This is a genomic window from Burkholderia sp. WAC0059, assembly GCF_002870125.1.
GTDB lineage: Bacteria > Pseudomonadota > Gammaproteobacteria > Burkholderiales > Burkholderiaceae > Paraburkholderia.
On the sequence record NZ_PNEO01000004.1, the window covers coordinates 154,460 to 177,585 of the forward strand.

Sequence of the window (23,126 nt, forward strand, 5' to 3'; positions counted from 1 at the left end):
GACGGCCATCCGTTCAGGAAAGGGACGCGGAAAAGCGCATGATCAGAGCGGCGGCGGCGGCAGCGGCGCGTGCGGCCCGACGCCCGGCACGGGCTGCGCCGGATGCAGCGACTTGAGCACGGCGAGACGGCGCGTCAACTGGTCCACCGCGTCGTTCTGCATGTCGGCGAACAGCAGGTCCGATTCCGCGTTCTTGGCCTGCGAATACTGGTCGCTATAGGTCATGGCGCGATCGAGCGCGATCGTGCTCTGCGCGATGAGCGGCGTGCCGTCCGCGCCGGTGAGCGAATAGTTCAGCGAGTAGTTGAGCTGATACTCCTCGACCACGCCGAGCGAGCTGAGCGTGAGCGTGGCCCAGCCGCGCGACTCGCTGACGTGCAGCACCGCGTCGGCGTCGGCCGTGGAATTGACGACCACCGAGTCGCTGCCGGCCTCGACGTAGCGCGTGAGGCGCGCGGCCACGGGCGCCGCGGCACCGACGATCGCGAGGCGCTTGAACGCGTAGTTCTCCTCGCCGCGTAGCTGGAAGCCGCAGGCGGATAGCGTCAGCGTACCGAGCGCCATTATCAGGAACGTTCTGCGAATCACGAGGGCTCCCAGGTTCGCGACAGATTGAAGACGGTTTCGGCGGGCACCCCGGCGCCCGCCGTTCCCCTAGACGACGACATTCACGAGCCGGCCCGGCACGACGACGATCTTCTTCGGCGGCTTGCCTTCGCCGAATCTCGCGAACATCTCGTGGGCGAGCGCCGCGGCCTCGATGGCCTCGCGCGGCGCGTCCTTCGCGACCGTCAGCGCGCCGCGCACCTTGCCGTTCACCTGCAGCACGAGCTCGATCTCGGCCTGCTCCAGCGCGTTTTCGTCGACCTTCGGCCAGGGCGCATCGAGCAGCGAACCGAATTCGTCCGCGTAGCCGAGCTCCGTCCAGAGGCGGAACGTGACGTGCGGCACGACCGGATAGAGCGCGCGCAGCAGCACGCCGAAGGTTTCGCGCAGCACGGCAGGCCGCGCGTCGCGCGCGCCTTCGAGCGCGTTGAGCATCTTCATCGCCGCCGAGACGACCGTGTTGTACTGCAGGCGCTGATAGTCGAAGTCGGCCTGGCGGAGCACGCCGTGGATCTCGCGGCGCAGCGCCTTCTCGGGTTCGGCGAGTTGCGCGGCGTCGAAGCCGGCGCGCTCGCGCAACGCCGCCGCGTTCGCATGGCCGAACGTCCAGACGCGGCGCAGGAAGCGGCTCGCGCCCTCCACGCCCGCGCCCGACCATTCGAGCTGCTGCTCGGGCGGCGCCGCGAACATCGTGAAAAGACGCGCCGTGTCCGCGCCGTACTGGTCGATCAGCAGTTGCGGATCGACGCCGTTGTTTTTCGACTTCGACATCTTCTCGACGCCGCCGAGCACGACCGGCTGGCCGTCGGCGTTCAGCGTCGCGCCGACGGGGCGGCCCTTGTCGTCGTGCGTGACGACGACGTCGGCCGGGTTGTACCAGGTCTTCTTGCCGGAGGCGTCCTCGCGATAGAACGTCTCGTTGAGCACCATGCCCTGCGTGAGCAGGTTCTTCGCCGGCTCGCCGAACTTCACGAGCCCCATGTCGCGCATCACCTTGGTCCAGAAGCGCGAGTAGAGCAGGTGCAGGATGGCGTGCTCGATGCCGCCGATGTACTGGTCCATCGGCATCCAGTAGTCGGTGCGCGCGTCGACCATGGTCGGCGCGTCGGGCGCCGTGTAGCGCGAGAAGTACCACGACGAATCGACGAACGTGTCCATGGTGTCGGTCTCGCGCTTCGCCGCGCCGCCGCACTTCGGGCACGTGCAGTTCACGAAGGCTTCGGACTTCGCGAGCGGATTGCCCGTGCCGTCCGGCACGAGGTCCTCGGGCAGCACGACGGGCAGGTCCTTTTCGGGCACCGGCACGTCGCCGCATGCCGGGCAATGGATGATCGGGATCGGCGTGCCCCAGTAGCGCTGGCGCGAAATGCCCCAGTCGCGCAGCCGCCACGTGACCTGCTTGTCGCCGTAGCCGCCGGCCTTCAGGTCGGCCGCGATCGCGTCGACGGCGGCGGCATGCGGGAGGCCGTCGTACCGGCCGCTGTTGACGCAGACGGCGCGCTCCTTGTCGCCGTACCATTCCTGCCACGCGTCGGTCGAGAAGGTCTCGCCTTCGACCGCCACCACCTGACTGATCGGCAGGCCGTACTTCTTCGCGAACGCGAAGTCGCGCTCGTCGTGGGCCGGCACGCCCATCACCGCGCCTTCGCCATAGCTCATCAGCACGTAGTTGCCGATCCACACTTCGACCTGCTGCTGCGTGAGCGGATGCGTGACGAAAAAGCCCGTGCCGACGCCCTTCTTCTCCATCGTCGCGACGTCGGCCTCGGCGACGCCGCCGCGCTTGCATTCGTCGATGAACGACTGGAGCTCGGGCCGGCCCTCGGCGAGACGCGTCGCGAGCGGATGCTCGGCGGCGATCGCGCAGAAGGTCACGCCCATGATCGTGTCGGCGCGCGTCGTGAACACGCGCAACAGCGCTTTTTCGCCGTCGAGTTCGTACGGGAAGCCGAAGTTCACGCCGAAGCTCTTGCCGATCCAGTTCTGCTGCATCACCTTCACGCGCTCGGGCCAGCCGAGGCCTTCGAGATCGCTCAAGAGCTCGTCGGCGTACTGCGTGATGCGCATGTAGTACATCGGGATCTCGCGCTTTTCGACAAGCGCGCCCGAGCGCCAGCCGCGCCCGTCGATCACCTGCTCGTTGGCGAGCACGGTCTGGTCGACCGGGTCCCAGTTCACGGTGCCCGTCTTCTTGTACGCGATGCCCTTCTCGAGCATCTTCAGGAACAGCCACTGGTTCCACTTGTAGTACTCGGGCTTGCAGGTGGCGATCTCGCGCGACCAGTCGATCGCGAGGCCCATCGCCTGCATCTGGCCCTTCATGTACGCGATGTTGTCGTAGGTCCACTTCGCGGGCGGCACGCCGTTGGCCATGGCGGCGTTCTCGGCCGGCATGCCGAACGCGTCCCAGCCCATCGGCATCAGCACGTTGTAGCCGTTCATCCGCAGATAGCGGTACATCACGTCGTTGATCGTGTAGTTCCGCACATGGCCCATGTGAAGCTTGCCCGACGGATAGGGCAGCATCGACACGCAGTAGAACTTGGGCTTGCCGGCCGTTTCGGCCGTCCGGTAGGCGTCGCTGGCGCGCCATGCCTCTTGCGCGGCGGATTCGACGTCGGAGGGAACGTATTTTTCGAGCATGGTGTGATGGAAACGGAGTCGGCGCCGGAGCGCGCGGGCCGGATGCTGCGCCGGCCCGGTGGCGCGGGCTTCTGAATCCCCAGGTGGCGGGGAAACGCCGATTATACCGTTGAGCGTGCGGGGTTTTCCGCCTTGCGGTCGATTCGCCCGCGGGTTCACCGGTTGCCCGTCGACGATTCGCCGATCGCGCTCATCGGCCGCTCACTGGCCGCTCATCGGCCGCTCCCGGACCGCCCGACCGCCGTCGTCGACCGGATCGCCGCCTTGTCGAGGCGAACCCGCCGGCCCGCGCAGCCCGGGCAGACGGCAGGTCAATGCCCCGCGGGCGGCGCGGTCACGAAGCCGATCCGGGCCAGCCCCGCGTCCTGGGCCGCGCCCATCACCTCCGCGATGACCTCGTAGCGGGTCGAGCGCGCCGCGCGCAGTTGCAGTTCCGGCGGCGCGGCCTCCTTGCCGGCCTGCGCGAAACGCGCGCGCAGGGTGTCGAGCGAGATGGCCTGGCCGTTCCAGTAGAGCTTGCCGGCCGCGTCGATGGACAGCGTGACGGTCTGCGGCGTCTGCGGCGCCGGCGCGGAGGCGACTTTCGGCAGATCGAGCCGGATCGCATGCGAAAAAAGCGGCGCGGTGATGATGAAGATGACGAGCAACACCAGCATCACGTCGATGAGCGGCGTCATGTTGATGTCCGCCATCGGCGCGGACGACTGCTTGCGTTCGAGTCCGCCGAATGCCATCGAATGCTCCTTCCCGATGAATGCCCGCGCGGCGCGCGGCCGCCCTCGGCCTGCCAAACCCCTCAGTCCGCTTCCGACAGCGCCGCACGCGCGGCCTGCTGGGCCGCGCCGGCCGACTCGCCGCAGACGTAGGCGTGCAGGTCGTGCGCGAAACCGTCGAGGTCCTCGGACAGTTGCCGCGCGAGCCGCCCCAGCACGTTGTAGGCGAGCACGGCCGGAATCGCGACGACGAGGCCGAACGCGGTCATGATGAGCGCCTCGCCGACCGGCCCGGCGACGTTCTCGATCATCGCCTGGCCGCTGGCGGCGATGCTGCCGAGCGCGTGATAGATGCCCCAGACGGTGCCGAGCAGGCCGACGAACGGCGCGGTGCTGCCCACGGAGGCGAGCAGCACCTGGCCGAACTCGAGCCGGCGCTGAGAGGCCGCGAGCGCGCCGCGCAGCACGCGCAGCACCCGCTCGCCGCGCTCGACGCGCGCGAGCAGCGCGCCCGGCACGTCGGCCTCGGCAGCCAGCAGGGCCGCCTCGGCGAGCGGCACGAACACGCGCTCGCGGTCGACGAAACGCATCGCCGTCACGCCGTCGGAAAGCGAACGCGACTGCCAGAACCGCTCGAGCGCGCGCGGCCCCTGACGCTTCGCGCGCAGGAGCACCCAGCTCTTGACGATCAGGAAGCACCAGCTCGCGATCGACATCGCGAGCAGCACCCACGCCACCGCGTGCGTGACGGCGTCGCCCGCCTGCAGATAATGGATAACGCCTCCGGTACCCGCTGCCAATCGACCCTCGCTCTCCGGTTTTGCCGGCTTCGATGCGCTCAGCGCAGGCCGAGCACGTCCTGCATATCGTACAGCCCGTTCGCGCGGCCCTCGAGAAAACGCGCGGCGCGCAGCGCGCCCTGCGCGTACGAGAGACGGCTCGACGACTTGTGCGTGATCTCGATGCGCTCGCCGGTGCCGGCGAACAGCACGGTATGGTCGCCGACGATGTCGCCGCCGCGAATCGCCGAGAAGCCGATCGTCGACGGATCGCGTTCGCCCGTCACGCCGTGGCGGCCGTACACCGCGCAGTCGTCGAGACTGCGGCCGAGCGCGCCGGCGATCGCCTCGCCCATCGCGAGCGCCGTGCCCGACGGCGCGTCCACCTTGTGGCGATGGTGCGCCTCGACGATCTCGATGTCGTAACCCGTCGCGAAATGGCGCGCGGCGAACTCCAGCAGCTTGAGCGTCACGTTCACGCCGACGCTCATGTTCGCAGCAAATACGATGCCGATCTTCCGCGCGGCTTCCTGCAGACGCGCCTTCTGCGCGGCATCGAGGCCCGTCGTGCCGATCACGAGCCCGATGCCATGCCTGAGCGCCGCCTCGACGTGGACCATCGTGCCCTCGGGCCGCGTGAAGTCGATCAGGTAGTCGGACTGCGCGAACACGCGGTCGATGTCGTCGGTCACGACAACGCCGGTCCGCCTGCCGAGGAACGCGCCCGCATCCTCGCCGAGGCAGGCGGCGCCCTGCGGCGCCAGCGCGCCCGAGAGCGTCGCGCCGGGCTCGTTCAGGACCGTTTCGATGAGCATCCGGCCCATGCGGCCCGATGCGCCGGCAATCGCGATTTTCATGAGTTTTCCAGAGACGGCGGAACAGGAATGATGCGACGGCGCGCGGGGCACCGGAGCCGCACCGCGCGCCCGTGAAGCGCGCGGCGCGGATGAAGCAGGGACCGCGGAATCAGTTGCCCGTTCCCGATCCGGACACGTCCGGCGGCGCGGCAAGCGACGTGTTCGGGGACGGCACGGGGCCGCTCGTGGACCCGGTGCCCTGGCTGCCGGCGGCCGGGCCGACCGGATTGACGGGCGGTCCGCTCGTTCCGGGCGGCGGCGCGCGGTGCAGCTGGATCTGCTGGGGCAGCGTGCCGTTGCTGCCGTAGGGCACGTCGCCGGCCGACGGCACGTTGGGCACGTTGCTGCGCACCGAAGGCGTCTGCCCGGCCGGCGGCGTCTGCACGGCGCTCGTCGCGCGGTTGGCCGCGTCGGCGGCCTCGGCGTTCGCGTCGACGGGCAGCGCCGCCGTCGCGGCCCCGAGTTCGGGCGTCGTCGTGCGGGCGGTGTCGGTCACGACCGGCCCGATCGCGGCGACGCCCGCCGCCGAAGCCGCGGCGGCCGCCACCGCGGCGCTCGCGGCATTCGGGGGGTGGGCCGACGCCTTCTTCTTGCTCGGCTTGTCGCCGTCGATTTCGGCCAGCAGCTCCAGATTCGATGGCAGATCCTCGCCGCCCGTCCAGCTCGCCACGTTGTCGCCGTTGAAATACACGACCAGGTCACGCTGCTGCACGACCGAGGTCGAACCGCGCTTGAAATAAAAGACGTAATCCCAGCGGTTCGCGTGGAACATGTCGGTCAGGAGCGGCGTGCCGAGCACCTGGCGCACCTGGGCGCGCGTCATGCCCACGTGCATCTGCGCGGCCGCTTCCCTCGAGACGAAATTGCCCTGCACAATGGTGATCCGGTACGGCGTGATGTGCTGCGCGATACGCTGGGTCGCGCTGTCGTAAGCGGAACAGCCGGCAAGAACCGTGAGCGCGGCGGCCAGTAGCGTGCCGGTCACGGTCCCCGCGAAACGCCCACCCCGGCTGATCGTTCTGGATTCTGGAATCATTTCCCTCACCGTGCGGGCCTGTCGACAGGCCGCGCGAATTGCGAATTCGTTCGAAGTTCTGCCGAGGATGACCTGAACGGCAAAAACGCATTACCATAAGAGCCCAGCATTGTACTCCAGGGACTTATTGTCATGACCAATCCAACCGATCTGAAAAATATCGGCCTGAAGGCGACGCTGCCTCGCCTCAAGATCCTGGAGATTTTTCAGCACAGCCCGGTACGGCATCTGACTGCGGAAGACGTCTACCGGAACCTGCTGAACGAGGAGCTGGACATCGGCCTCGCCACGGTTTACCGCGTGCTGACCCAGTTCGAGCAGGCCGGCCTGCTCACGCGCAGTAACTTCGAGTCCGGCAAGGCCGTGTTCGAGCTCAACGAGGGTTCCCATCACGACCACCTCGTCTGCCTCGACTGCGGGCTCGTCGAGGAATTCTTCGACCCCGAAATCGAAAAGCGCCAGCAGATCATCGCGACGGAGCGCGGCTTCAAGCTCCAGGAGCACGCGCTCGCGCTCTACGGGGCCTGCACGAAAGAAAACTGCCCGCACCGCAAACATTAGGCCGGCGACGCGGGCCCGTCCCACAAAAAAGCCACGGCAGCCGCCGTGGCTTTTTTTGTCGGAAGCCGCCGCGCCCGCCGGGACGCGACGCTCCTATCCGCGCGTCACTTCGCGTTCGCGAACGCGACGGCCGTGTCGAGCATGCGGTTCGAGAAACCCCACTCGTTGTCGTACCAGCTCGACACCTTCACGAGCCGGCCCGACACCTTGGTCAGCGTCGAGTCGAACGTCGACGAGGCCGGGTTGTGGTTGAAGTCGATCGAGACGAGCGGCGCCGCGTTGTAGCCGAGAATGCCCTTCAACGCGCCTTCCGAGGCTTCCTTCATGATCGCGTTGACTTCCTCGACCGTCGTGTCGCGCTTCGCGATGAACGACAGGTCGACGATCGACACGTTGATGGTCGGCACGCGGATCGCGTAGCCGTCGAGCTTGCCGTTCAGCTCCGGCAGCACGAGGCCGACCGCGGCGGCCGCGCCGGTCTTGGTCGGGATCTGGCTGTGCGTGGCCGAGCGCGCGCGGCGCAGGTCCTCGTGGTAGACGTCGGTCAGCACCTGGTCGTTCGTGTAGGCGTGAATCGTCGTCATGAGGCCGGTCTCGACGCCGATGCGGTCGTTCAGCGGCTTGACGAGCGGCGCGAGACAGTTGGTCGTGCACGAGGCGTTCGAGATGACCGTGTGTTCGGCCTTCAGCGTGTGATGGTTCACGCCGTAGACGATCGTCGCGTCGACGTCCTTGCCGCCCGGCGCCGAGATGATGACCTTCTTCGCGCCGCCCTTCAGGTGCGCGCTCGCCTTTTCCTTGGTCGTGAAGAAGCCCGTGCACTCCATCACCACGTCGACGCCGAGTTCGCCCCACGGCAGCTCGGCCGGGTTGCGGTTGGCCAGTACGCGAATCCGGTCGCCGTTCACGACGAGGTAGTCACCGTCCACCGAAACGTCGCCCGGAAACTTGCCGTGCGCCGTGTCGTACTGCGTCAGGTGCGCGTTGGTCTTCGCGTCACCGAGGTCGTTGATCGCCACGATCTCGATGTCGTGCTTCTTGCCGTTCTCGTAAAGGGCGCGCAGCGTGTTGCGGCCGATCCGGCCGTAGCCGTTGATTGCGACGCGGGTCGTCATGGTTCTCTCCTGATGGATAAAAAAGCGGGGCCGGGGCTCGCGCGAACCGCGCGCCGCCGTTCAGGACGGCGCGCGCGGCTCCTTGCGCGTCACGCCTGGCCAAGCGCTGCTTTCGATGCAGCGACGATGTGTTCGATGGTGAAGCCGAAGTGCTTGAACAGCACGCTTGCCGGGGCCGATTCGCCGAACGTGTCGATGCCGACCACGCCGCCTTCGAGGCCCACATACTTGCGCCAGTAGTCCGTCACGCCCGCTTCGATGGCGACGCGGCGCACGCCGGCCGGCAGCACGCGCTCGCGGTACTCGGCGTCCTGACGGTCAAACGCGTTCGTCGACGGCATCGAGACGACGCGCGCACCGATCCCTTCGCGCGCGAGCGGCTCGACGGCCTTCAGCGCGAGTTCCACCTCGGAGCCCGTGGCGATCAGGATGATCTTGCGCGCCGGAATCTCGTCGTTCCAGTCGCGCAGCACGTAGCCGCCCTTCGCGACGTTCGCGATCTGCGCGTCGGTGCGCTCGGAGAAGGCGAGGTTCTGGCGGCTGAACACGAGGCACGACGGGCCGTGATGCTCGATCGCCTGGGTCCAGGCCACCGCGGTTTCGACCGTGTCGGCCGGACGCCAGAGCGTCATGTTCGGGATCAGACGCAGGCTCGCGAGCTGCTCGATCGACTGGTGCGTCGGGCCGTCCTCGCCGAGGCCGATCGAATCGTGCGTGAACACGAAGATCGACGGGGACTTCATCAGCGCCGCGACGCGCAGCGCGTTGCGGCTGTAGTCGGAGAACGTCAGGAACGTGCCGCCGAACGGCCTGTAGCCGCCGTGCAGGGCAAGCCCGTTGAGCGCCGCGCTCATGCCGAACTCACGCACGCCGTAGTTGACGTAGTTGCCCCACTGGAGGCCGACGCCGTTCCCGGCCGCGCGCACCGCCTTCGAAGCCTTCCAGTTGGTGAGATTCGAGCCCGTCAGGTCGGCCGAGCCGCCGAGCAGTTCGGGCAGCACGGCGGCGAGGCCGTCGAGGGTCTGCTGCGAGGCCTTGCGCGTCGCCACGGTTTCGGCGCGCTGGTTCGCGCCGGCGACGATCGCCTGGGCCTTCTGCGCCCAGTCGGCGGGCAGCTTGCCCGCGACGCGACGCTCGAAGTCGGCGGCCTCCTGCGGATACTTCGCGCGATACTGCGCGAACGCCTCGTCCCACGCCGCCTCGAACTTCGCGCCCGAGGCTTTCGCGTCCCACGCGTCGTAGACTTCCTGCGGCACGACGAACGGCTCCCACTTCCAGCCGAGCGTCGCGCGCGCGCGCGCGACTTCCTCGGCGCCGAGCGCGGCGCCGTGCACGTCGTGCCCGCCTTCCTTGGTCGGCGCGCCCTTGCCGATCACGGTCTTGCAGCAGATCAGCGTGGGCTTGTTCGAGCGCTTCGCCTGCGCGATCGCCGCGTCCACGGCCGCGACGTCGTGGCCGTTCACGCCCGGAATCACGTTCCAGCCGTAGGCCTCGAAGCGCTTCGGCGTGTCGTCGTGGAACCAGTGCACGACGTCGCCGTCGATCGAGATGCCGTTGTCGTCGTAGAAGCCGATCAGCTTGTTCAGGCCGAGCGTGCCCGCGAGCGAGCAGGCCTCGTGCGAGATGCCTTCCATCAGGCAGCCGTCGCCGAGGAACACGTAAGTGTGGTGATCGACGATCTTCGCGTCGGCCCGGTTGAATTCGCCCGCGAGCAGCGCTTCGGCAAGCGCCATGCCGACCGCGTTGCCAAGGCCCTGGCCGAGCGGACCCGTCGTCGTCTCGACGCCCGGCGTGATGCCGTACTCAGGGTGGCCCGGCGTCTTCGAATGGAGCTGGCGGAAGTTCTTCAACTCCTCGATGGGCAGGTCGTAGCCGGTCAGATGCAGGAGCGAATAGAGCAGCATCGAGCCATGGCCGTTCGACAGCACGAAACGGTCGCGGTCGCTCCAGTGCGGATTGGCGGGATTGTGGCGCAGGTGGCGCGACCAGAGCGCCACGGCGATGTCGGCCATGCCCATCGGCATGCCGGGGTGGCCGGAATTCGCCTGTTGAACGGCGTCCATGGCCAGCACGCGGATCGCGTTGGCCATCAGTTGGGGAGAAGCGGGAGACGAGGTCGTCATGTCGAGTCCGGGAAGAGTGCAAAAAGCGGCATGCGCGAACGAATCGGCATAGCAGCGCTGGCGCTCCGGAGGCTCGGCACTCGCCTTTGTGTTCCCCGACGCACGGATGCGGCGCCGACGGACGCGAAAAACGGACGGGCAGAGCAAACGGGCAAGGCTGCAAAGCGAAATATTCTAGCAGATCGTACCGCCATTCCCGCCCGCGCGGACGGCCGGAAGGCCGCCCCGGCGAGCGGGGCCGGAACGTCGCGCGGGCAGGATCGCACGGATACGGCGGCCGCTACGATGCGGCGCGCCGTCCGCGCCTGCCGGTCATGACGGCGCACGCTTCGTGCCCGGTTCCGGCCGCGCGCGGGCGGCATGGACGACCGCGTTCATTCGGGCCGGGCACGCCTCCCTTGCGCAGGGCACGCTCGCCCGGACGGCGAGCCTCGCGTCCCCTTATATAATCGCGACGTTGTCCGCTGGCGCAGCGCCCCATCCCGGCCTGCCTTGCATCGGCATTTTTGGGCGCCGGCTTCCATCCGCGCCCCGCAACCGACCGTGAAGAACGCCCCGCTCCTCTTCCATCCCGCGCCCGACGCGCTGTACGGCTTTCCCGGCGCCCGCCGGCTCGCGGACGTGCGCACCGCGTGGCAGCGCATCGAGGTGTGGGAGACGCCGCAGCTCGGCCGCCTGTTCGCGCTCGATGGTCGCCCGATGACCGCCGCCGGCGACGAGTTCGTCTATCACGAATGCATGGTCCATCCGGCCGCGCTCGCTCATCCGTCGCCGCAGGCGGCGCTCGTGCTCGGCGGCGGCGACGGCGGCGCCGCGCGGCAACTGCTGCGGCATCCGTCGGTCGCGCGCATCGTCGTCGCCGAGCTGGACCCGGACGTGGTGCGTCTCACCGCCGAACACCTGCCCGAGGTCGGCGGCGGTGCGTTCGACGATGCGCGCGTCGAACTCGTGATCGGCGACGCCGCGCGGTTCGTCGCCGCGACCCGCGAGCGCTTCGACCTCGTCGTCTTCGATCTCACGCCGCCCGATTCGCCGGCGGCCGGCCTCTACACGCCTGCGTTCTACGCGGCGCTCAAGCGGGTCATGCGCGAGGACGCTCTGATTTCCGTGCATCTCGGCTCGCCGTATCACCACGCCGCGCGCATCGCGACGCTGCTCGAGGGCCTGCGCGACGCGTTCGCGTTCGTCCGCGCGCTCGGCGCCTTCGTGCCGCTCTACGGCTCGCTGTGGCTGATGGCCGTCGCCAGCGACCGGCTCGACGCGGCCGCGCCGGATGCGCGGCAGATCGCCGAACGGCTCGCCTCGCGCGGCATCGACGGACTGCGCTGCTACGGCCCGGACGCGCATGCGGGCCTCTTCGCCGCACCCTTTATTGCCCGCGATAAACTAGGACGGATGTTCGCGCGATAACTCATGCACGGCGTTCGCCCCCGAAGCGAAACGCCCGCGACGCCGGGGCGGGTCGCGCGAACGAATCCGCCATGGCCTGGCGCCCCCCGCTCACCGTCAAGAATGGAGAAGTTGATGACTGCCTCACGACCGGCCGGCGTGCCGTGGCTGACCCCGTACCTGACGGTACGCGACGCCCGCGCCACCCTCGCCTTTTTCGAGGCGGCCTTCGGCTTCAGCCTGCGCGACAGCGTGCAGGACGACGGCGCGCTCATGCACGTCGAGATGGCCTACCGGGACCAGCTAATCGTGATGTTCGCGCCGGAAGGCGCGTTCGGCTCCGCGGCGCTCACGCCGAAGAGCGCGGGCGCCGTCGCGCCGCAATCGTTCTATCTCTATGTCGACGACGTCGATGCCGTCTATGCGCGCGCGCTCGCGGCCGGCGCGAAACCGTTGAGCGAGCCGCAGGACCAGTTCTGGGGCGACCGCTTCGCCCAGATCGAGGATCTCGACGGCTACCGCTGGGCGCTGGCCTGCCGCCTGCCCTGAACCCGCGAGAATCCGCCTGATGCCCCGTTTTTTTGTCGATGCGCCGCTCGAACCCGGCGATCTCGTCACGCTGCCCGACGAAGTCGCGCGCCACGTCCAGGTGCTGCGCCTGCAACCCGGCGACACGCTCGCGCTCTTCAACGGCACGGGCGGCGAGCACGGCGCCGAAGTCGTCGAACTGGAGCGCCGCCATGCGAGCGTGCGCATCGGCGAGCGGCGCGACGTCGAGGCCGAACCGCCCTACCGGCTCACGCTCGCCCAGGGCATCGCGGGCGGCGACAAGATGGACTGGCTGATCGAGAAAGCTGTCGAGCTCGGGGTGGCGCGCTTCGCACCGCTTGCGACGGCGCGCAGCGTCGTGCGGCTCTCGGGCGAACGGGCGCTGCGGCGGCAATCGCACTGGCAGCGCATCGTGCGGGCCGCGTGCGAGCAATGCGGACGCAATCGGCTGCCCGACGTCGAGCCCGCGCGCGAGATCGACGCCTGGCTCGACGCGCTGCCGCCCGCGCCGGACGGCGATCAGTTGAGAATCGTGCTGTCGCCGCGCGCGAGCCGGCCGTTCGCGGCGTTGCCGGCCGATCCGCCGGCAGGCGACGTGCTGCTGCTGATCGGCCCGGAGGGCGGCCTCTCGCCCGAAGAGGAAACGGCCGCCGGAGCGCGCGGCTTCGTCGCCGTGGAACTCGGGCCGCGCGTGTTGCGCACCGAGACGGCCGGCATCGCCGTGCTGGCGGCGCTGGCGGCGCGCTGGGGCGGATGGTGACGGCGAACGGCGGGAATGGCGGGAATGGCGGGAATGGCGGGAATGGCGGGAATGGCGGCGCCAGACGAAAAAAGCCCGCCGGCTGGCGGGCTTTTTTCATCGCTTCGTGATTCGTCTCATGCCCGGCTCGCGGGCATACGGCCGCGTTCAGGCAAACGAATAAAACACGCGGAACGCGACCTTGCGCTCGGCCCAGAATTCGGCCGCCTCGCGGAACACGTCGAGCAGCGTCTCGCGCGCGTCCTTGTCGAACTTCTGCGCAACGGGCAAGCCTTCCAGCACGACGACGAAGCCAGGCTGCTCGCCCGCCTTGTGCACCAGATCGGTCAGGCAGTCGTAGAGGCCGTCGTAGTTCTTCCCGAAATGCTTCGGAAACAGAAACGACGTGGAAATGGTTTCCAGGACTTCCTGCCGCGTCTGGGCATTCGCGCAATGCGCGTAGAGAAAATGCTGCTGCAGCTCGCGCGCCGCGTCGGCGAGATCCTGCACGCGAAACGCGCGGATCGACTGCACGATGTTCGGCCGGACCGTCCTGAACAGACTCATGGGGCCCTCGTTCGGTGAAAGCGCCGCGCGAGGAGCGTCGCTCTTGCTGGTCCCGCCTTCTCCGGTACTTTTCATCTGCATGACGCGCTGGAACAGGTTGCCTTCGCCGGCCGAGAAAAGATCTCTCGCGACCCGGGGGTCTTGCGCGTAGATGTGATCGCTCATGCCGTTCATCCCGATATCATTCAACAATTCGCTTAAAACTGGCGTAGTGGTCGTTGGAGTAAAAGCAGTTGTCGGTCCGCCTCGGCGGCCCGCCGCAGACGATACGCCGCGCTCCCCGGTTATGCGCCCAGGGCGTCGGAACGGTGTATTCGTGGTAATAGCCGCGCCGGTGCGGCGGCAGCAGCCGCTCGTAATTGCCGAACACGATGCCGTCCTTCTCGTAAGGATAGGGCCCGCCCGCGGCGACCAGGTTCAGGGTATTCACGGCTTCACGCGGCAACCGGGCGAGCGCCACGGTGCTCTCGACGGACTGCGCCCCGTCGGCCGTGCCGGCCGGGTCGGCCCAATGACTGCGCGCCTCGGCGGCAGGCATCGCCGCGCCGGCAAGCGTCGCCGCCACGACTACGACGACCTGCGCGAAACGAACGGCACCCGGGGCCCAGCCCCTTTTGCCCGCCTCTCCCTTTATGCCGCCCGTGCGATTCCGGTTTCGTTCAAGCAGCCACTTGCACGCCATCTGCCGATTTCCTGCCGCGAGAAGATTTTTTCTGCCGCGTTTTTCCGCTGCGCTTTACCGTTGCTGCCTTGCCGATTTGTTTGCCGCCGGCTTTTCGCCAGATTCCCGACGGGTCATTCGGAGTTGCCGCGGGTTTTCCATCTTCTCCGACAGATTTTCCCGACGAACTTTCCGCTGGGTCCTGCGCTCCGAGTCCGCGCCGGCCCGACTTCTCCCGCCCGCCGTTGTCCGTCTACCGGCCGTGGCCTACCGGACCGCGCGTTTGACGACCATGAAAGGTGTAAGGGTATCGCTAATGGCCCCCGGAAGCAATGTCCGGCCTGGGCGGCCCGTCGGCCGTTGATCCGGCACAGGGCAAGCCAATGTTTTCGCCCCAATTCGGCTACCGGATTTATCCTGGCCAGGATAAGCTTGCTCCGCACCAAGCGAGATGGAAAAGTGGCATGGCTACCCGCCGCTTGCAGCAATAGAACGCCGCGCGGCAAGTCAGCGGGTAGTCTTTTTGGAAGGCGTGCCCACGCTCGTGGGCACGCCGCTTTTTTTGTCCTGCCGATTCCCGGCGACAACCGGCCGGCAGGGAAAGACCGCGGCTTTAGCGCACCGCGCTCACGTCCGCCACGAGCAGCGCGGCCATGTTGACGATCCGGCGCACCGTCGCCGACGCGGTCAGCACGTGCACCGGCTGCGCGGCGCCAAGCAGTATCGGGCCGATCGCGACGTTGTTGCCCGCGGCCGTCTTCAGCAGGTTGTAGGCGATGTTGGCCGAGTCGATGTTCGGCATCACGAGCAGGTTCGCCTCGCCCTCGAGCGTCGATTCCGGCTGGACCTCGTGGCGCAGGCCCGCGTCGAGCGCGACGTCGCCGTGCATCTCGCCGTCCACCTCCAGCCCGGGCGCGCGCTCCCTGAGAAGCGCCAGCACGTCGCGCATCTTCTGCGCCGTCGGCGCGTTGCTCGAACCGAAATTCGAATGCGAAACGAGCGCGACCTTCGGCTCGACGCCGAAGCGGCGCACTTCCTCGGCGGCCAGGATCGTGATCTCGGCCAGTTCCTCGGGCGTCGGATCGACGTTCACGTGCGTATCGACGAGAAAGATCTGCCGGTTCGGCAGCACGAGCGCGTTCATCGCCGCGTAGACGCTGCAGCCTTCGCGCTTGCCGATCACCTGGTCGATGAAGTGCAGGTGCCGGTGCGTCGTGCTGATCGTGCCGCAGATCATGCCGTCGGCCTCGCCCTTCTTCACGAGCATCGAGCCGATCAGCGTCGTGCGGCGGCGCATTTCGAGCTTGGCCATCTGCGTCGTGATGCCCTTGCGCGACATCATCTTCGCGTAGGTCTGCCAGAAGTCGCGATAACGCTCGTCGTGATCGGTGTTGACGACCGTGTAGTCCTGGCCCGCGACGAGGCGCAGCCCGTAGCGCGCGATGCGCTGCTCGATCACGGCCGGCCGGCCGATCAGGATCGGCTTCGCGATCTTCTCGTCGACCACGATCTGGATGGCGCGCAGCACGCGCTCCTCCTCGCCCTCGGCGAAGACGATGCGCTTCTTGTCGGCCGGGACGTTGCGCGCGATCTGGAAGATCGGCTTCATCGTCGTGCCGCTGTGGTAGACGAACTGCTGCAGGTGCTGCTCGTAGGCGTCCATGTCCTCGATCGGACGGGTCGCGACGCCCGAATCCATCGCGGCCTTCGCCACGGCCGGCGCGATCTTCACGATGAGGCGCGGGTCGAACGGCTTCGGAATCAGGTACTCGGGACCGAACGAGAGGTCCTGGATGCCGTAGGCGGCCGCCACGACGTCGCTCTGCTCCTGGCGCGCCAGCTCGGCGAGCGCGTTGACCGCGGCGATTTCCATTTCCCGCGTGACCGTCGTTGCGCCCGTGTCGAGCGCGCCGCGGAACAGGAACGGGAACACGAGCACGTTGTTCACCTGGTTCGGATAATCGGTGCGGCCCGTCGCGATCACCGCATCCGGGCGCACTTCGAGCGCGAGTTCCGGCAGGATTTCCGGCGTCGGATTCGCGAGCGCGAGGATCAGCGGCTTCGCGGCCATCAGCTTCACCATGTCCTGCTTCAGCACGCCGCCGGCCGACAGGCCGAGGAACACGTCGGCGCCTTCGATCGCCTCGGCCAGCGAGCGCGCGCCCGTTTCGCGGGCGAAACGTTCCTTGTCCGGGTCCATCAGCTCGACGCGGCCCTTGTAGACCACGCCGGCCAGGTCCGTCACCGTGATGTTCTCGAGCGGCAGGCCGAGGTCGACGAGCAGGTCGAGACACGCGAGCGCCGCCGCGCCCGCGCCCGAGGACACGAGCTTCACTTCCCGGATGTCCTTGCCGACCACTTTCAGGCCGTTCGTGATGGCCGCCGCCACGACGATCGCGGTGCCGTGCTGGTCGTCGTGGAAGACCGGAATCTTCATGCGCTTGCGGCACTCCCGCTCGACGATGAAGCAGTCCGGCGCCTTGATGTCCTCGAGGTTGATGCCGCCGAAGGTCGGCTCGAGCGCGGCGATCACCTCGACGAGCTTGTGCGGGTCCGACTCGTTCAGCTCGATGTCGAACACGTCGATGCCGGCGAACTTCTTGAACAGGACGGCCTTGCCCTCCATCACCGGCTTCGAGGCGAGCGGGCCGATGTTGCCGAGGCCGAGCACCGCCGTGCCGTTCGTCACGACGCCGACGAGGTTGCTGCGCGCCGTGAAGCGCGCCGCGTTCAGCGGGTTCTCGACGATCTCCTCGCAGGCGAACGCCACGCCAGGCGAATAGGCGAGCGCGAGGTCGCGCTGGTTGATCATCTGCTTGGTCGGCGCGATCGCGATCTTTCCGGGGCTCGGAAATTCGTGGTAGTCGAGGGCGGCTTCGCGGAGCTTGGTGTTGGCGGGCGTGGACATGGGAGGCTGTGATCGAGTGCGGATTAGAATGACTTGTGCGACGCATTGTAGCTCCATACCCTGCCCGATTCCTTACAGTTCGGGCATGGATACTGCGTCAGTTGCGCGCCGGTTGCCGGTCCGGAGCCGGCGGATGCTCCGTTTGCCACAGGCCAGCTTCATGCTCTCCGAGTTTTCCCTGATCGACCGTTTCTTCGCCCGGCGCGCCCGCTCGCGCACGCGCCGCGCCGAGCTCGGCATCGGCGACGATTGCGCGCTGATCGCGCCGTTTGCCGGCGAGATGCTGGCCGTTTCGACCGACATGCTCGTCGAAGGGCGTCACTTCTTTCCCGACATCGAGCCGCGCGCGCTCGGCCACAAGGCGCTCGCCGTCAACCTCTCGGATCTGGCTGCGATGGGGGCGGCGCCGCTCGGCTTCACGCTCGCCTTCGCGCTGCCCGCGCCGCGCGAGGCCTGGCTCGAAGCTTTCAGCGACGGGCTCTTCGAGCTTGCGGATCGCTTCGACTGCGAGCTGATCGGCGGCGACACGACGGCCGGGCCGCTCAACCTCTGTCTCACCGTGTTCGGCTCGGTGCCGCCGCAGGCCGCGCTGCGCCGCGACGCGGCCCGGCCCGGCGACGACGTCTGGATATCGGGCACGCCCGGCGACGCGCGCGCGGGCCTCGGCGTGCTGCGCGGCGAGTGGTCGGCCCCGCCCGGGGACATGGCCGCGTTTCGCCGCGCGCTCGAATATCCGGAGCCGCGCATCGCGCTCGGGCTCGCGCTGCGCGGGCTCGCGCACGCGGCGCTCGACATCTCGGACGGACTCGCGGGCGACCTGCTGCACATTCTCGAACGCTCGCGCGTGAACGCCCGCATCGACGTCGACGCGCTGCCGCGCTCGCCTGCGCTCGCCCGCCTGCCCGCCGCGGTACAGCGGCAGTGCACGCTCGCGGGCGGCGACGACTACGAACTCTGCTTCACGGCCGCGCCCGCGCAGCGCGGCGCGATCGAGGCGGCCGCGCAACAGGCCGGCGCGCGCGCGACGCGCATCGGTACAATAGCTGCGCTCGGCCCCGCCGACACGGCGCCCGCCATCGCGTGGCACGACGCGACGGGCGCACCGCTCACCCTGACGTTGCAAGGCTTCGATCATTTCCATGCAGACTGAACCCACGCCGCCCCCGGCCGAGGAGCCGGCCCGGGCGCTCGTCCCCCGGCCGCCGGACGCGCAAGCCGCGCCGCGCCGCGCGAGCGTGTCGTTCATGCTGTCGCATCCGCTGCACATCGTGTCGCTCGGCTTCGGCAGCGGCCTGTCGCGCATCGCGCCGGGCACGGCCGGCACGCTGTTCGCCTGGGCGTCGTTCGACCTGCTGAACCGCTACCTGAACGTGGCCGAATGGGGTCTCGTCGTCATCGTCGGCTACCTGGCGGGCATCGGCATCACCGGCTTCACGGCAAAGGCGATGCACACCGACGACCCGTCGGCCGTGGTCTGGGACGAGATCGTCGCGTTCTGGCTCGTCATGCTGATGGTGATGCCGATCGACCGCGCCGGCCAGGTGTGGGCGTTCGTCGTGTTCCGCTTCTTCGACATGGTGAAGCCGCCGCCGATCCGCTACTTCGACCGCCAGTTCAAGGGCGGCTTCGGCATCATGTTCGACGACCTCGTCGCCGCCTTCTTCACGCTGCTCGTCATCGCGCTCTGGCGCATCTCGACCTGATCCCGACCTGAACGCGCGGCCTCCAGGCTCGCCCGACTCTCCACCGGACTTCCCCCATCATGGCCACCGATTCCGTCGTCCACCAGCTCGCGGTCCGCGCCGGCAACCAACTGCGCGAGGGCCGGCTGATGCTCGCCACCGCCGAGTCGTGCACGGGCGGCATGGTCGCCGCGGCGATCACCGACATCTCCGGCAGCAGCGGCTGGTTCGAGCGCGGCTTCGTCACGTATTCCAATCAGGCGAAGAGCGAAATGATCGGCGTGCCGCCCGATCTGATCGAGCGGCACGGCGCCGTCAGCGAGAGCGTCGCGCGCGCGATGGCCGAGGGCGCGCTGCGCAACAGCCGCGCGCAGGTCTCGCTCGCGATCACGGGCATCGCGGGGCCCGGCGGCGGCACGCCCGACAAGCCGGTCGGCACCGTCTCGTTCGCCTGGAGCAACCGCCTGCACACGAGCGCCGAGACGCGCGTGTTCAAGGGCGACCGCGAGCAGGTGCGCGTGCAGGCGGCCGTGCACGCGCTACGCGGCCTGCTCGCGCTGCTCGACGAAAAGGAACGCTGAAGAACGCGGGGAAACGGATCGGGACAGGAAGGCCACATGAACACCGCACGCGCGAGCGCCGACGAACTGATACGCCGCTTCGGGCTCGAACCGCATCCCGAAGGCGGCTTCTATCGCGAGACGTACCGCGCCGGCTTACGCGTGCTGCGCGAGCGCGCGGGCGCCGAGGACGGCACGCGCGCTGCCTCGACGGCGATCTACTTCCTGCTCTGCGACGGCGCGCACTCGAACTGGCACCGCATACGCTCCGACGAAGTCTGGCACTTCTATGCGGGCGCGCCGCTCGAGGTTCATGCGATCGACGCAGCCGGCGCGCTGACGACCCACCGCCTCGGCAACGCGCTCGAACACGCCGACGCGACGTTCCAGGCCGTGGTGCCGGCCGGCTGCTGGTTCGCCGCGCGCTGCTGCGATCCGGCCACGTTCGCCCTCGTCGGCTGCACGGTCGCGCCGGGGTTCGAATTCAGCGAGTTCGAACTGGCCGGCGTCGAGACGCTCGTCGCCGCGTGGCCCGAACACAGAGGCGTCATCGAGCGGCTCGGCCGGCCGGAGACCGGGCCCGGTTCAGGTCGGTGACGGGCCTGCGGCGCCGGCCGGTTCAAGAACCGACAGCCGAGGGCCGATCAACCCGATCGACCTCTAGCGAAACGCGTTGATGCGATCGCGCGTTTCTTTCGCCGCGAGCGCCGCCGCTTCGGCGTAATCCTCGCCCTTGCCCGCGTAGAGGATCGCGCGCGACGAATTGATCAGCATGCCCGCGCCCGACGCGCTGCGGCCCGCGCGCACCGTCGCCTCGACGTCGCCGCCCTGCGCGCCGATCCCCGGAATCAGCAGCGGCATGTCGCCGACGATCCCGCGCACGATCTCGATCTCCTTCGGGAACGTCGCGCCGACGACGAGCCCGAGCTGTCCGCCCGCGTTCCACTTCTGCGCCGCCAGTTGCGCGACGACCTGGTAGAGCGGCCGCCCGTCCACGTCGAGAAACTGCAGGTCCGAGCCGCCCGGGTTCGACGTGCGGCACAGCACGATCACGCCCTTGCCCGCGTGCGCGAGGTACGGCTCGATCGAGTCGAAGCCCATGTAGGGATTGACCGTCACGGCGTCGGCGCGATAGCGCTCGAACGCCTCGCGCGCATATTGTTCGGCCGTGCTGCCGATGTCGCCGCGCTTCGCGTCGAGGATCACGGGCAGGCCCGGATGACGCGCGTGAACGTGCGCGATCAGTTGCTCGAGCTGGTCTTCCGCCCGGTGCGCGGCGAAGTAGGCGATTTGCGGCTTGAACGCGCACGCGTAGGGCGCCGTCGCGTCGACGATGGCGCGGCAGAACTCGAAGATCGCGTCGGCGCGGCCGGCCAGGCCGGCCGGGAATTTCGCGGGCTCGGGGTCGAGGCCGACGCACAGCAGCGAATCCGTGTGCTGCCATGCGGCGTCGAGGGTCTGGGTGAAAGAGGTCATGATGAAAGTCGCGGCGCGCCTGTGACGGGAACGGCGCGTATTTTAACCGGGCGCGCCCGGCGGGGCGCGCGGCTCAGTTGAGCTGATACGAGAACGCGGCGTTCACGCGCGGGCTGCGCGAGGGGCTTTCCACCGGCGCGTCGCCGAGCGGCTTCGCGACCGAGAGGTCGAGGCTGTAGTACTTCGAATCAGAAATCCGAAAGCCGAGCGCGACCGAGACCAGCTTCGACGGCGGAGGCGTGCCCGTGTGGAGATAGACGCGCGCCATGTCGAACGAGACGTAGGGCGTAAACGTGTGCAGATACGTGAAGCTCGTCGAGAACGCGCGGTTGACCTCGAGCCCCAGGCCCCAGCCCGAATCGCCCGACGCCTCGCCGGGCTCGTAGCCGGGCGCGAAGCGCTGCCCGCCGAAGGCGATCTGCTCGGAGGTCGGCAGCGAATCCGGGCTGTACTGGCCCGTAGCCGCGACTGCCGTGCCGATGCCGAGCGGCCACTGGTTGGTCTGCGAAAAGCTCGCGCCCGTGCGCACGAAATCGAGCGAAGCCGGATTCGTCTCGCTCACGCCCGGAATGTTCGAGTCGCCGGCCTTCGAGGCGCCGAGGATGTCGAAGGCCTTGGCCACGTTGACCGACACCTTGCGCACCTGGGTGCCGTCCACGTCCGTGTAGTCGGCCTGCATCTGCAGCACGCGGACCTGCGAGCGCAGGCCGATCTGCGCGCCGGTGATCTGGTTCTGGTACGAATCCTCGTCGTGCGAGGCATAGGCCGACACGGTGCCGATCAGGCTGTGATGGTTGTCGAGCAGCCGCAGCGGCATGGAGAGCGAGCCGCCGAGCTTGTCGTTGACGACGGTGCGCTGGACGTACGACGGCAGGCCCGGATTGTCGGTCGGATTGGAGCGGAAATGCGACGCGTCAAAGCTCGCGCTCAGGCCTTCGCTGCCGATCGGCACGGCGGCGTGCACGGCCACGTAAGTCTCGTGGTCCGGGCCCGGCGGCGCGAGGGCCGACACGCTCAACTGCTCGCCGAGCGCGGTCAGGCCATTCTCGGTCGCCGTCAGCAGGCCCTGTACGCCGGGCTGGTTCGTGTTCAGGCCCAGGCTCAGGTTGACGGGCTTGCGCTCCACCTTGAGCTCGAGCGTCGTCGCACCGTCGGTGTTCTTCGGCGGCGGCACGTTGGCCGTCGCCTTGATGCCGGGCAGCAGGCCCAGCACGTTGACGTAGCGCTCGAAAGTAGCCTGCCGCAGCGGCCGGTCGCTGAGGATATGGCCGGCGATGGCGTGGATGCGCGCCTCGTCGCCGCCCGGATTGCCGGTGATCTTGAGGTCCGACACGTAGCCCTCGACGACGACCACGCGCACGAGGCCCCGGTCGAACGTCTGCGCCGGCACGAACGCGAACGACAGCGCGTAGCCGTGCGCCTGGTAGAGCTTCGTGACGTCGTCGGCCGCGCCGATGAGCTGGCCGATCGTGATGTCCTTGCCGACGAACGGCGTGAAGTGCCGCGAGACCTCGTCGAACGGAATCGACTTCACGCCTTCGACCTGAATGTGCGAGGGCGTCAGATGGCGGGCCAACAGACTCTGCAATTGCGCCGGCTGCGACTGGACCTGGACGGTCACGTTCGGCCCCTTCGAGGGCGCGTTGATTTGCGGAAGCGAATCGAGCAGATTGCCGCCCGGCAGGGCCGCATGCGTCTGCGCCTGCGCGGTGCCCGCAGCGACCATCGTCGATAGCGTCAGCAGGACGGTCTTGCCGTATCCCCGTTTCATCGGCCATGCCCTTGCACGTCTTTTACGTCGTTCTTTTCGCATCGGCGCGCCGGCCACCCCGGCCTGACGCGTCGCCTGTCGCTGCAGTCCGGCGATGCGAAGCGCATGGCGAAACCGTTCTCCCTTGCGCCGCGCGGCCTGGCTCAACCCGGAATGCGCGTGCCCACGAACATCGCGCCCGGATAACGCGAGGGCCAGCCCGAGTCGGATTCGTCGGCCGCCGTGCCCGGGCTCGGCACCTGCCGGCCCGCCCCGGCGAGCCTGGCGTCGGCACCCGACAATGTACAGGACGACGAAATTTCACCGCCCGAAACCTGCCGCCGCGCGCGGGCGTGCCCCCAAAAAAAGAGGCTGATGGACATTTCTACCTCCCCCGTATGCGCGATGCATG

Annotated in this window: 22 protein-coding genes; 8 read left to right on the forward strand and 14 right to left on the reverse strand. The window is 68.5% G+C overall.

The features are described 5' to 3' along the window. Positions 1-42: 42 nt before the first annotated feature. From CY652_RS05880 to CY652_RS05905, 6 genes are all read right to left on the reverse strand, one after another. Complete coding sequence (locus CY652_RS05880) at positions 43-588, reverse strand: LPS-assembly lipoprotein LptE (RefSeq protein WP_102129765.1); 546 nt, start codon at positions 586-588, stop codon at positions 43-45. Between the two features lie 66 nt (positions 589-654). Then, positions 655-3,249: a leucine--tRNA ligase gene (gene leuS, locus CY652_RS05885; protein ID WP_102129766.1), complete on the reverse strand. Its 2,595-nt coding sequence runs from the start codon at positions 3,247-3,249 to the stop codon at positions 655-657. 311 nt (positions 3,250-3,560) lie between these two features. Then, positions 3,561-3,983 (reverse strand): ExbD/TolR family protein, encoded by a 423-nt coding sequence (locus tag CY652_RS05890; RefSeq protein ID WP_102129767.1) that lies wholly within the window; start codon positions 3,981-3,983, stop codon positions 3,561-3,563. Between the two features lie 62 nt (positions 3,984-4,045). Then, entirely contained in the window at positions 4,046-4,762 is a 717-nt protein-coding gene (locus CY652_RS05895) for a MotA/TolQ/ExbB proton channel family protein (protein WP_102129768.1), read from the reverse strand. Positions 4,763-4,800: 38 nt separating this feature from the next. Continuing rightward, on the reverse strand, positions 4,801-5,598 hold the full coding sequence (dapB, locus tag CY652_RS05900; RefSeq protein WP_102129769.1) for a 4-hydroxy-tetrahydrodipicolinate reductase: 798 nt from the start codon (positions 5,596-5,598) through the stop codon (positions 4,801-4,803). 109 nt (positions 5,599-5,707) lie between these two features. Next, entirely contained in the window at positions 5,708-6,634 is a 927-nt protein-coding gene (locus CY652_RS05905; RefSeq protein WP_102129919.1) for an outer membrane protein assembly factor BamE, read from the reverse strand. A gap of 132 nt (positions 6,635-6,766) precedes the next feature. Between CY652_RS05905 and fur the strand changes: the two genes are divergently transcribed. Then, entirely contained in the window at positions 6,767-7,195 is a 429-nt protein-coding gene (fur, locus tag CY652_RS05910; protein ID WP_102129770.1) for a ferric iron uptake transcriptional regulator, read from the forward strand. 104 nt (positions 7,196-7,299) lie between these two features. Here fur and gap read toward each other — a convergent pair whose 3' ends face one another. Together gap and tkt are read right to left on the reverse strand one after the other, a co-directional pair. Next, positions 7,300-8,310 carry a type I glyceraldehyde-3-phosphate dehydrogenase gene (gene gap / locus CY652_RS05915; protein WP_102129771.1) on the reverse strand — a complete coding sequence of 337 codons (1,011 nt, stop codon included), beginning with the start codon at positions 8,308-8,310 and terminating at the stop codon, positions 7,300-7,302. Between the two features lie 89 nt (positions 8,311-8,399). Further along, positions 8,400-10,433 carry a transketolase gene (gene tkt / locus CY652_RS05920; protein ID WP_102129772.1) on the reverse strand — a complete coding sequence of 678 codons (2,034 nt, stop codon included), beginning with the start codon at positions 10,431-10,433 and terminating at the stop codon, positions 8,400-8,402. 543 nt (positions 10,434-10,976) lie between these two features. On the opposite strand from tkt, the gene speE reads away from it, so the two are divergent. The 3 genes from speE (at position 10,977) to CY652_RS05935 (ending at position 13,131) form a co-directional block, all read left to right on the forward strand. Continuing rightward, entirely contained in the window at positions 10,977-11,843 is an 867-nt protein-coding gene (gene speE / locus CY652_RS05925; protein ID WP_258002207.1) for a polyamine aminopropyltransferase, read from the forward strand. Positions 11,844-11,957: 114 nt separating this feature from the next. Then, complete coding sequence (locus CY652_RS05930) at positions 11,958-12,371, forward strand: VOC family protein (RefSeq protein WP_102129920.1); 414 nt, start codon at positions 11,958-11,960, stop codon at positions 12,369-12,371. Positions 12,372-12,390: 19 nt separating this feature from the next. Then, entirely contained in the window at positions 12,391-13,131 is a 741-nt protein-coding gene (locus tag CY652_RS05935) for a 16S rRNA (uracil(1498)-N(3))-methyltransferase (protein ID WP_102129774.1), read from the forward strand. Positions 13,132-13,278: 147 nt separating this feature from the next. Here the strand turns inward: CY652_RS05935 and CY652_RS05940 are convergent, their stop codons facing one another. From CY652_RS05940 to CY652_RS05950, 3 genes are all read right to left on the reverse strand, one after another. Beyond that, entirely contained in the window at positions 13,279-13,842 is a 564-nt protein-coding gene (locus CY652_RS05940) for a barstar family protein (protein WP_102129921.1), read from the reverse strand. Between the two features lie 16 nt (positions 13,843-13,858). Beyond that, a complete protein-coding gene (locus CY652_RS05945) occupies positions 13,859-14,215 on the reverse strand; it encodes a ribonuclease (protein WP_102129922.1) in 357 nt (118 codons plus the stop codon). A gap of 736 nt (positions 14,216-14,951) precedes the next feature. After that, positions 14,952-17,246 (reverse strand): NADP-dependent malic enzyme, encoded by a 2,295-nt coding sequence (locus tag CY652_RS05950; RefSeq protein WP_102129775.1) that lies wholly within the window; start codon positions 17,244-17,246, stop codon positions 14,952-14,954. A 160-nt stretch (positions 17,247-17,406) separates the two neighbouring features. Here CY652_RS05950 and thiL point away from each other — a divergent pair, with 160 nt between their 5' ends. Genes thiL through CY652_RS05970 form a run of 4 tightly spaced genes read left to right on the forward strand, consistent with a single transcriptional unit; the run spans position 17,407 to position 20,085 of the window. Further along, on the forward strand, positions 17,407-18,396 hold the full coding sequence (gene thiL / locus CY652_RS05955) for a thiamine-phosphate kinase (RefSeq protein WP_102129776.1): 990 nt from the start codon (positions 17,407-17,409) through the stop codon (positions 18,394-18,396). Then, positions 18,386-18,949, forward strand: coding sequence for a phosphatidylglycerophosphatase A family protein (locus tag CY652_RS05960; RefSeq protein WP_102129777.1), 564 nt, complete (start codon positions 18,386-18,388; stop codon positions 18,947-18,949). The genes thiL and CY652_RS05960 overlap by 11 nt, the downstream gene beginning before the upstream one ends. A gap of 59 nt (positions 18,950-19,008) precedes the next feature. Next, positions 19,009-19,509, forward strand: a complete 501-nt coding sequence (locus tag CY652_RS05965; RefSeq protein WP_102129778.1) for a CinA family protein — start codon at positions 19,009-19,011, stop codon at positions 19,507-19,509. 36 nt (positions 19,510-19,545) lie between these two features. Beyond that, positions 19,546-20,085 (forward strand): cupin domain-containing protein, encoded by a 540-nt coding sequence (locus tag CY652_RS05970; RefSeq protein ID WP_102129779.1) that lies wholly within the window; start codon positions 19,546-19,548, stop codon positions 20,083-20,085. A 63-nt stretch (positions 20,086-20,148) separates the two neighbouring features. On the opposite strand, the gene pyrF is transcribed toward CY652_RS05970, so the two are convergent. The 3 genes from pyrF to CY652_RS23835 form a co-directional block, all read right to left on the reverse strand. Then, the gene (pyrF, locus tag CY652_RS05975) at positions 20,149-20,964 is read right to left on the reverse strand and encodes an orotidine-5'-phosphate decarboxylase (protein ID WP_102129780.1); all 816 of its coding nucleotides are present in this window, start codon (positions 20,962-20,964) and stop codon (positions 20,149-20,151) included. Positions 20,965-21,037: 73 nt separating this feature from the next. Beyond that, positions 21,038-22,735, reverse strand: a complete 1,698-nt coding sequence (locus tag CY652_RS05980) for a ShlB/FhaC/HecB family hemolysin secretion/activation protein (RefSeq protein ID WP_102129781.1) — start codon at positions 22,733-22,735, stop codon at positions 21,038-21,040. A 143-nt stretch (positions 22,736-22,878) separates the two neighbouring features. Further along, the gene (locus tag CY652_RS23835) at positions 22,879-23,097 is read right to left on the reverse strand and encodes a hypothetical protein (RefSeq protein ID WP_146010029.1); all 219 of its coding nucleotides are present in this window, start codon (positions 23,095-23,097) and stop codon (positions 22,879-22,881) included. Positions 23,098-23,126 lie beyond the last annotated feature (29 nt).